Origin of the sequence: Prosthecobacter sp. (assembly GCF_044373815.1) — a bacterium.
Lineage (GTDB): Bacteria > Verrucomicrobiota > Verrucomicrobiia > Verrucomicrobiales > Verrucomicrobiaceae > Prosthecobacter.
In genome coordinates this window covers 1-7,846 of the sequence record NZ_JBIPNG010000311.1, presented here as the reverse complement: position 1 = coordinate 7,846, position 7,846 = coordinate 1, and the positions used below count along the sequence as shown (strand labels likewise).

Below are 7,846 nucleotides of genomic sequence, written 5' to 3'. Positions count from 1 at the left end.
CTCATCGTCTTGTGCGCTGACAAAGACGCCTGGAAAAAAGAACCCGGCCGCTACTGGAAAAACGCAGCCCAGCCCGTGCAGGACTTCCTCGTCCCCGCCATTGGCCAATACTATTCAGGCCGCGATCAGGTTCAGCGCGACGAATGCATGCGCTCCTGCGGTCTCGCTGGCATGACCATCATGCTCGCCGCCAAAGCCATGGGCTACGACTCCTCCCCCATGGACGGCTTCGACTTCGATGCCGTCGGCAAAATCATCAATCTCCCCGAAGACCACGTCATCTCCTTCATGATCGCCGTCGGCAAAGGCACCCAGCCCCCATGGCCCAAAGGCGGACAGCTCTCCTATGACGAAGTCGTCATCCGCGACCAGTTTCATTGAAACCCGCACCTTGGGCGTGAGAGGCATCAGCCCAGGAGTACGACAGACACTCTTGTCTGTCGGCCAGCGCTTCCCAATTCCCCCCCCAGACCCACGGACAATATTCATCCCACTTAACGGAGTTCCCTGATCTCCAGTCCGTGCCGGTCTTGAAGGCCAACGGCCTTCCATAATTAAGCCCAGGGTTCGCCGAGCCTCAGCGAGGCAACCCTGGGCCTGCACCACCCCGCCGGGAAGCAAACCCAGCACCTCGCCGCACCCAAACTTCACCAGCAGCGTCCCCCACACGCCCAGCCGCGCACCAGAGGAACGGTGGACGATTCTCCCACCCCGGCATGTCACTCGGCCGCATCACCGCTTGTGAGCATCTGCCGGTTGCGCGAGTTTCACCCCACCATGAAAATCGCCATCGGCTCCGACCACGCCGGCTACCTCTACAAGCAGGCCATCCTCCAGCACCTCCGAGACGCAGGACATGAAGTGGAAGACTTCGGCACGCATTCCGAAGCTCCCGTCGATTACCCACGCTTCATCCGCCCCGTGGCTGAAGCCGTCGCTGCGGGCCGGTTCGAGCGCGGCATCGTCCTCGGCGGCTCCGGCAATGGCGAAGCCATCGCCGCCAATCGCGTGCGCGGCATCCGCTGCGGCCTCTGTTGGAATCTCGAATCCGCCCGCCTCACCCGTCTCCACAATGACGCCAACGTCCTCTCTCTCGGCGAGCGCATGATCGACCTCCCCACCGCCCTCCAAATCGTGGACACCTTCCTCACCACCCCCTTCGAAGGCGGCCGCCATTTGGCTAGAATTCAGCAGCTTGATGAATAGAATACCAAGCACCTCCCGCTGGACCGCCATCATCCCATGGCTCTTCGTCCTCCTCTGGAGCAGCGGCTTCATCGGCTCAAAGCTCGGCATACCCTACGCCGAGCCCTTCACCTTTCTGACCCTGCGCTACTGCATCGTGCTCGCGATCCTGATCCCCATCGCTCTCCTCACCCGCGCACCCTGGCCCAAAGGAAAAGCCCAGCTCGCCCACGTCGCCTTCGCCGGCCTCATGATCCACGCTCTCTACCTCAGCGGCTGTGTCTGGTCTTTGCGCCTCGGCCTTCCAGCAGGCATCCTGAGTTTAATCGTCTCCCTTCAGCCCCTCTTCACCGCAGCCTTTGCCGGCATGGCCCTGGGCGAGCGCGTCCTGCCTCGCCAGTGGTCCGGACTCGCACTCGGCTTCATCGGCACCATCATGGTCGTCGCGCACAAAACCGGCAGCGGCCTCACCTTCATCATGACTTTGCCCGCCATTGCCTCGCTCATCGGCATCACCGTCGGCACCATGTGGCAGAAGCGTCATTGCCCCGCCTTCGATCTCCGCACCAGCACCGTCGTGCAATACGCCGCCAGTCTCCTCATCACCGCCCTGCTCGCCTTCACCACCGAGACCATGCAGATCCAGTGGAGCGGCCAGTTCGTTTTCGCCGTCCTCTGGGTCGCCCTCGTGCTTTCCATCGGCGCCATCAGCCTCCTCAATTACCTCATCCTCAGCGGCACCGCAGTAAACGTCGCCAGCCTCTTTTACACCGTCCCCGCCGTCACCGCCCTCATGGCCTGGGCCATCTTTGGCGAGACCCTCACCGGCCTCTCCCTCATCGGCATGGCCGTCGCCGTCCTCGGCGTCTGGCTCGCTCGCGCCCGCTAACCCATCAAAGTCGCAATACAAAGCTCGCTACGCGGCCCTCTTCCGCTCCGTCTCGGTTGCATCGTCCTCGTCCTCCTACTCGAACTCGTCCTCGATCCCACCGCTCATCCGTGTCACTTCCGTGAGTTGAATTCCGGCCATCCTGCTTTACCTCGCTACGTCATGAAACTCCTCCTCCGCTTCATCGTCGCCTCCTGTCTCGTCCCGGCTCTCCGTGCCGACGATCCCAAAACTCCACCGCCCTCGGAACTCAAGGCTGTCGCGGAGACTTTGGTAAATGCAATCAAGTCAAAAGACGACGTGGCTCTCGCCACCTGCTGGCACTCTCCCGAAGTCATGGCAAAACTCAAAGCGGACGAGGCCCTCGCCGCCTCAGGCACTTCCCCCACCGAGATCAATGTGGACAAGGAACACGAGAAAGAGCTGAAACGCCGCGAGAAAGACATGCTGCGCAACAAACAGCGCATCGACGAAATCCGCGCCCTCATCACCAAACACTTTGGCAATCTGGACGGACTGAAACTCGTGGAGCTGGAAGTCGATCCCGATGACGATGCCGCCGATCCCGAAGCCGCCTTTGACGAAGTGGACATCCATCTCCTCGCCTCAGACGGCACCAAGCTCCGCATCGAATTGGATGACGCCCTCCGCATCGACGGCGTCTGGAAATTCAAAGGCCGCGTCGAGGATAAATTGTGCATTGAGCTCACCGATCCCTGAAAACGATTGCCGCGCCATTCTCAGCGGCCATGCTGCCCCGCATTCATCATGGCTTCGGTTCTCGTTCTCTACGCCCATCCCGCCCCTCACAAGTCACGCATCAATCGCAGGCTGGCAGCCGCTGCGCGTGAAGTGGCTGGCGTGACCTTCCGTGATCTCTACGAGATCTATCCCGATTTCTTGATCGATGTCGAAGAGGAGCAAAAGCTGCTCAAGGAGCACGACGTCATCGTCTTTCAGCACCCCTTCTACTGGTACAGCGCACCGTCGCTGGTGAAGGAATATCTCGACCTCGTGCTCACCTACGGCTGGGCCTACGGGGAAGGGGGTGCCGCTTTGCAGGGCAAGCTCATGCTGCAGGCAATCAGCGCCGGCGGTTCCGAAGAAGTTTACTGCTCGCAGGGACGCAACCGCTTCACCATCCGCCAGCTCCTTGCGCCCTTTGATCAGACCGCCTTTCTCTGCGGCATGCGCTACCTGGCCCCGCACATCGTTTACAGCGCCAATCAACTGGCGGACGCCGCAAGCATCCAGCCATTCGTACAGCGCTACGCACGCCTCCTTGCAGCCCTGCGGGATGAAACGCTTCCGCTGGAGCTGGCGGCCTCGGCGGAAAAGATCAACGACCTCATTCCTGCATAACTCATGCACGCTTCGCATTTTTTCCTCTCCGCCTTCATCTACCTCGGCGCCGCCGTGCTCCTCGTGCCCATCGCGCATCGCCTCGGTCTCGGCAGCGTGCTGGGCTACCTCATCGGCGGTGCCATGATCGGCCCCTTCGTCCTCGGCTGGGTCGGTGGCACGCAGGGGGAGGAAGCCATGCACTTCGCCGAATTTGGTGTCGTCATCATGCTCTTCATGATCGGCCTTGAGCTTGAACCCGCCCGCCTTTGGCGCATGCGCGGTCCCATCTTTGGCCTCGGTGGTTTGCAGGTGCTGCTCACCGCGCTGTCTGTGATGGGCATCGCCATGGCCTTCGGCTTGGAATCCAAGCCCGCCCTCGCCACCGGCATGATTCTGGCCCTCTCTTCCACCGCCATCGTCATTCAGACCCTGCAGGAAAAAGCCCTCATGCGCACCGATGGCGGTGCCGATTCCTTCGCCGTGCTCCTGTTTCAAGACATCTCCGTTATCCCCATGCTCGCGGTGTTTCCATTGCTCGCCGCCAGTGTCTCCAATATGGAGCACCACGGCTGGCTGCACGAGCTTCCCCATTGGGCGCAGCCCCTCGTCACACTCGGAGCCGTGGTCGCCATCGTCATCGCCGGCCAGTTCATCGTCCCGCGCGGCTTTGCCATCCTCGCAAAAACCGGCCTCCGCGAACTCCTCACCGCCGCCGCTCTGCTCCTCATCGTCGGCGTCGCCTTGCTCATGACCCAGGTCGGCCTCTCGCCCGCACTCGGTGCCTTTGTCGCAGGCGTCGTCCTCGCCGGCAGCCATTATCGTCACGAACTGGAAAGCAACCTCGAGCCCTTCAAAGGCCTCCTCCTCGGCCTCTTCTTCCTCGCCGTCGGTGCCTCGCTCGATTTCAGCGTCATCGCCACCAAGCCCCTCCTCGTCGCCTCCCTCGTGATCGCCTTGATCACGCTAAAGGCACTCGTCATCTACGTCATCGCCACCGTGTTGAAAATCCGCGGCAGCCACCGCTGGCTCCTCTCCCTCGCACTCGCCCAGGGTGGCGAATTCGCCTTCGCTCTCCTCTCCATGGCCATTCAGCAGGAGATTCTCGAAGCCGAAACCGCCCGCCTCTTGGTGGCCGTGGTCGCCTTGTCCATGGCCATCACACCGCTGCTCTTCATCATCTACGAGCGCATTCTCGCCCCACGCTACACCGCCGTCAGCCGCGAGCAGCGCGCCCACGACCGCATCGACGAACACGCCCCCGTCATCCTCGCCGGCTTCGGCCGCTTCGGCAATTTCGTCGGCCGCTTCATGATGTCCCAGGGCGTCAAAGTCACCGTGCTGGAAAGCGATCCCGACCACGTGGACATGCTGCGCAAGTTCGGCTTCAAGGTCTTCTACGGCGATGCCACCCGCCTTGATCTCCTCCATGCCGCAGGCATTGATCAGGCCTGCATGCTCATCATCGCTCTCGCAGATCAGGCCAAGGTCGCGCAACTCGTCACCGAAGTGCGGGCCAAGTTCCCCAAGCTCCGCATCCTCGCCCGTGCCCATGACTACGATCAGCGCTTCGAGCTCATGAGCCTCGGCCTCGCCGCCGAAGACGCCGTGCACGAGCAAATGGGCAGCGCCCAGGAGCTCGCCGTCCGCGCCCTGCGTGCCCTCGGAAAACCCGCCTACGCCACCGAGCGCGCCGCCCGCCGCTGGAAGCGCTACGACGAAGAAACCGTCCATCTCCTCGTCCCCGTGCATGAAGACGAAGACGCCTACGCCAGCATCGTCCGCGAACGCCGCATCGCACTCACCCAGCTCTTCGAAAAAGACCTCGCCGAACTCCCCGACGACAGCGATGCCGGCTGGGAAATCGAACGCGCAGAAGAAAAATAGCCGTCGGTTCAAACTCTGCAGGAGCGCGGACCTCCGAGTCCGCAGCACTCCGCAATCACTCCACACTCCGCTTCCTCGCCTGATTTTTGAAGCGGTCTAAATACGTGATTATTCCCAAAGTGAAAATCCTCGCCGTCTACCGCGCATGCGCCAGCAAAGTGGTTCGCACTCCATGGTTCGCACTCCACGAAGCGAGCCGAAGGCAATCCACGGTGCGACGCTCCGCTTCTTCACAAAGCTCCCCGCCGTCTCAAGATTTCAGCATCCAGCATCTAGAATCAAGCCATCCAGCATCCAGACCTACTTCGCCGTCAGCTTAATATTCCGAAACCACGTCTCATCCCCATGCTCCGTCAGCATGATCTTGCCCTTGCCCGGCGCAAAGCCTTCCTTGCTCTTAAACTTGCTCTTCCCCACGCGCTCCTTCCACTCCGGCGTCGTCGTGTCCGCTTCGCTGGCCAGCGCACCATTCAGCCAATGCTGAATCTTTCCATCCTGCACCACGATCTTGCTCATGTTCCACTCACCCGCCGGCTTCACCGCCTTGCCTGACACAGGTTCCTTGATGTCGTAAATCGAAGCCGTCGTATGCGAGCCTCCCTTGAGGCCGTCCGGATGCCCGCTGTCGTCGATCATCTGGTACTCAATGCCCAGCCATTCCTTGCCGCCCACCTTCGTCACCCAGTACTTGATGCCGTTGTTGCCCTTCGGATTTACCTTCCATTCCCATTCCAGCTCGAAGTTCGTGTATTCGTTTTTCGAAATCAGGTTTCCACCGCCTTTGCCCACGAGATGAATCGTATTGTCACCTTCCGTCGTCCAGCCACCTGAGGGCGCCGCGTCTTTGGTGTCGGTGAAATCAGCCAGCGTCAGAAAGACCGGCTCGGCGGCGGTGGCGGTGGCGAATGTAGCGATAGCGAGAAAGGAAAGCAGCGTGCGCATGAGGGTGGGTGGAGGAGACTGGCAGCATCAAACGTCGTGAAGACCGAGTTGCCAGCATCTTTTTTATCGCAGTGATATTCCGGCAGCAGCCCAGCGTTTAAATTCGCCACATGAAATCCATCCTGCTCCTCGCCCTCATCGCCAGCACGGCCCTCGCCGCAGACACTCCCACTCCAGCGCCCAAGAAAGCCCCCAAACGCGCCCCACATCCCTCACTCGCAAAAGTCGAGGACGTCGCCGGCCTCCCACGCGTCCTCCTCATCGGCGACTCCATCTCCATGGGCTACACCCTCGACGTGCGCGAGATGCTCAAAGGCAAGGCCAACGTCCACCGCATCCCCACCAACGGCGGCCCGACCACGAACGGCCTTAAAAACATCAAGGCCTGGCTCGGCGACTCCAAGTGGGATGTCATCCATTTCAACTGGGGCCTGCACGATCTCAAATACATCGCCGAAGATCCCTCGAAGCGCGCCGATCCCAAAGCCCCCGGCTCCCATCTCCAGGTCCCTCTGACCGATTATGAAAAGAACCTCGCCGAACTCGTGAAGATCATGCAGGCCACCGGTGCCAAGCTCATCTGGTGCAACACCACACCCGTCCCCGCCGGTTCCGATGGCCGCATCGAAGGCGATGAAAAGAAATACAACGAAGTCGCCGCTCGCGTGATGACCGCCGCAGGCATCCCCACCGACGATCTCTGCACCCACGCCAACGCCAAGCTCAAGGACGTGCAACTCCCCGCCAACGTCCACTACTCTCCTTCAGGCTATCATTACCTCGCCGAAAAAGTCGCTTCCGTGATAACCGAAAACCTGCCAAAGAAATGAGCATGAAATACGCCCTCATCTTCCTCGCCTTCGCCACTCTCTCCCACGCCCAGGTCAAATCCCAAAACGAACCCACCAATGCCGCCGAAGCCGCAGCCAAAAAGGCCGCCGAAGACAAGGCGGTCGATGAAAAATACCAAGCCCTGAAAGCCACGCTCCCGCCGGATCAGCAGGCCTGGGAAACCGTGCTTGAGCAAAACCTCGGCAACGGCTTCTACCTCCCGCTGCACAAAAAAGACAAGATCGCCGGTCGCTCAAACGCCTGGGACTTCGTGCAGGATGATCCCAAGCTCCCCCGCGTCCTCCTCATCGGCGACTCCATCTCACGCGGCTACACCCAGGACGTGCGCAAAGCCATGGCCGGCAAGGCCAACGTGCATCGCGCTCCCGAAAACTGCGGCCCCACCGCAAACGGCGTGAAGAAAATCGATATCTGGCTCGGCGACGGCAAATGGAACGTCATCCACTTCAACTTCGGCATCCACGATCGCAAAACACCCGCCGCAGACTACGAGCAGCGTCTCGAAACCCTCATCGCACGCATGCAGAAGACCGGCGCAAAGATCATCTTCGCCACCACCACGCCCGTACCACCAAACACCAAGGACGGCCCCGAAATCGTCACCCAGATCGCCGAGAAAAACGAGATCGCCCTGCGCGTCATGAAAAAGCACGGCATCGCCATCGATGATCTTTACACTTTCCTCGCTCCACAGCTCACTGGCATCGCCAATCCGCAGGACGTCCACTTCAACGCCAAAGGCTACGAACT

At 60.9% G+C, this 7,846-nt stretch carries 9 protein-coding genes; 8 read left to right on the top strand and 1 reads right to left on the bottom strand.

The annotated features are described in order from the left end of the window. The 6 genes from ACIREA_RS21425 to ACIREA_RS21400 form a co-directional block, all read left to right on the top strand. On the top strand, positions 1–381 hold a 381-nt coding region (locus ACIREA_RS21425; RefSeq protein ID WP_397384392.1), incomplete at its 5' end, for a nitroreductase family protein. 396 nt (positions 382–777) lie between these two features. Further along, complete coding sequence (gene rpiB, locus ACIREA_RS21420) at positions 778–1,206, top strand: ribose 5-phosphate isomerase B (RefSeq protein ID WP_397384391.1); 429 nt, start codon at positions 778–780, stop codon at positions 1,204–1,206. After that, positions 1,199–2,074, top strand: coding sequence for a DMT family transporter (locus tag ACIREA_RS21415; RefSeq protein ID WP_397384390.1), 876 nt, complete (start codon positions 1,199–1,201; stop codon positions 2,072–2,074). The genes rpiB and ACIREA_RS21415 overlap by 8 nt, the downstream gene beginning before the upstream one ends. A 162-nt stretch (positions 2,075–2,236) precedes the next feature. Beyond that, positions 2,237–2,794 (top strand): hypothetical protein, encoded by a 558-nt coding sequence (locus ACIREA_RS21410; RefSeq protein ID WP_397384389.1) that lies wholly within the window; start codon positions 2,237–2,239, stop codon positions 2,792–2,794. A 48-nt stretch (positions 2,795–2,842) separates the two neighbouring features. Further along, the gene (locus ACIREA_RS21405) at positions 2,843–3,436 is read left to right on the top strand and encodes an NAD(P)H-dependent oxidoreductase (RefSeq protein WP_397384388.1); all 594 of its coding nucleotides are present in this window, start codon (positions 2,843–2,845) and stop codon (positions 3,434–3,436) included. A 3-nt stretch (positions 3,437–3,439) separates the two neighbouring features. Continuing rightward, on the top strand, positions 3,440–5,302 hold the full coding sequence (locus tag ACIREA_RS21400; protein ID WP_397384387.1) for a monovalent cation:proton antiporter-2 (CPA2) family protein: 1,863 nt from the start codon (positions 3,440–3,442) through the stop codon (positions 5,300–5,302). A 300-nt stretch (positions 5,303–5,602) separates the two neighbouring features. Here the strand turns inward: ACIREA_RS21400 and ACIREA_RS21395 are convergent, their stop codons facing one another. After that, a complete protein-coding gene (locus ACIREA_RS21395) occupies positions 5,603–6,244 on the bottom strand; it encodes a DUF1080 domain-containing protein (RefSeq protein ID WP_397384386.1) in 642 nt (213 codons plus the stop codon). Between the two features lie 110 nt (positions 6,245–6,354). On the opposite strand from ACIREA_RS21395, the gene ACIREA_RS21390 reads away from it, so the two are divergent. After that, positions 6,355–7,074, top strand: a complete 720-nt coding sequence (locus ACIREA_RS21390) for an SGNH/GDSL hydrolase family protein (RefSeq protein ID WP_397384385.1) — start codon at positions 6,355–6,357, stop codon at positions 7,072–7,074. Between the two features lie 2 nt (positions 7,075–7,076). Next, a partial coding sequence (locus ACIREA_RS21385) for an SGNH/GDSL hydrolase family protein (protein WP_397384384.1) occupies positions 7,077–7,846 on the top strand: 770 nt, incomplete at its 3' end.

What these genes read in the sequence shown, in the direction of transcription:
- ACIREA_RS21400 (WP_397384387.1), top strand. Translation starts at nt 3,440, where the DNA reads ATGCACGCTTCGCATTTTTTCCTCTCCGCCTTCATCTACCTCGGCGCC.
- ACIREA_RS21415 (WP_397384390.1), top strand. Translation starts at nt 1,199, where the DNA reads ATGAATAGAATACCAAGCACCTCCCGCTGGACCGCCATCATCCCATGG.
- ACIREA_RS21395 (WP_397384386.1), bottom strand. Translation starts at nt 6,244, where the DNA reads ATGCGCACGCTGCTTTCCTTTCTCGCTATCGCTACATTCGCCACCGCC.
- ACIREA_RS21405 (WP_397384388.1), top strand. Translation starts at nt 2,843, where the DNA reads ATGGCTTCGGTTCTCGTTCTCTACGCCCATCCCGCCCCTCACAAGTCA.
- ACIREA_RS21410 (WP_397384389.1), top strand. Translation starts at nt 2,237, where the DNA reads ATGAAACTCCTCCTCCGCTTCATCGTCGCCTCCTGTCTCGTCCCGGCT.
- rpiB (WP_397384391.1), top strand. Translation starts at nt 778, where the DNA reads ATGAAAATCGCCATCGGCTCCGACCACGCCGGCTACCTCTACAAGCAG.
- ACIREA_RS21390 (WP_397384385.1), top strand. Translation starts at nt 6,355, where the DNA reads ATGAAATCCATCCTGCTCCTCGCCCTCATCGCCAGCACGGCCCTCGCC.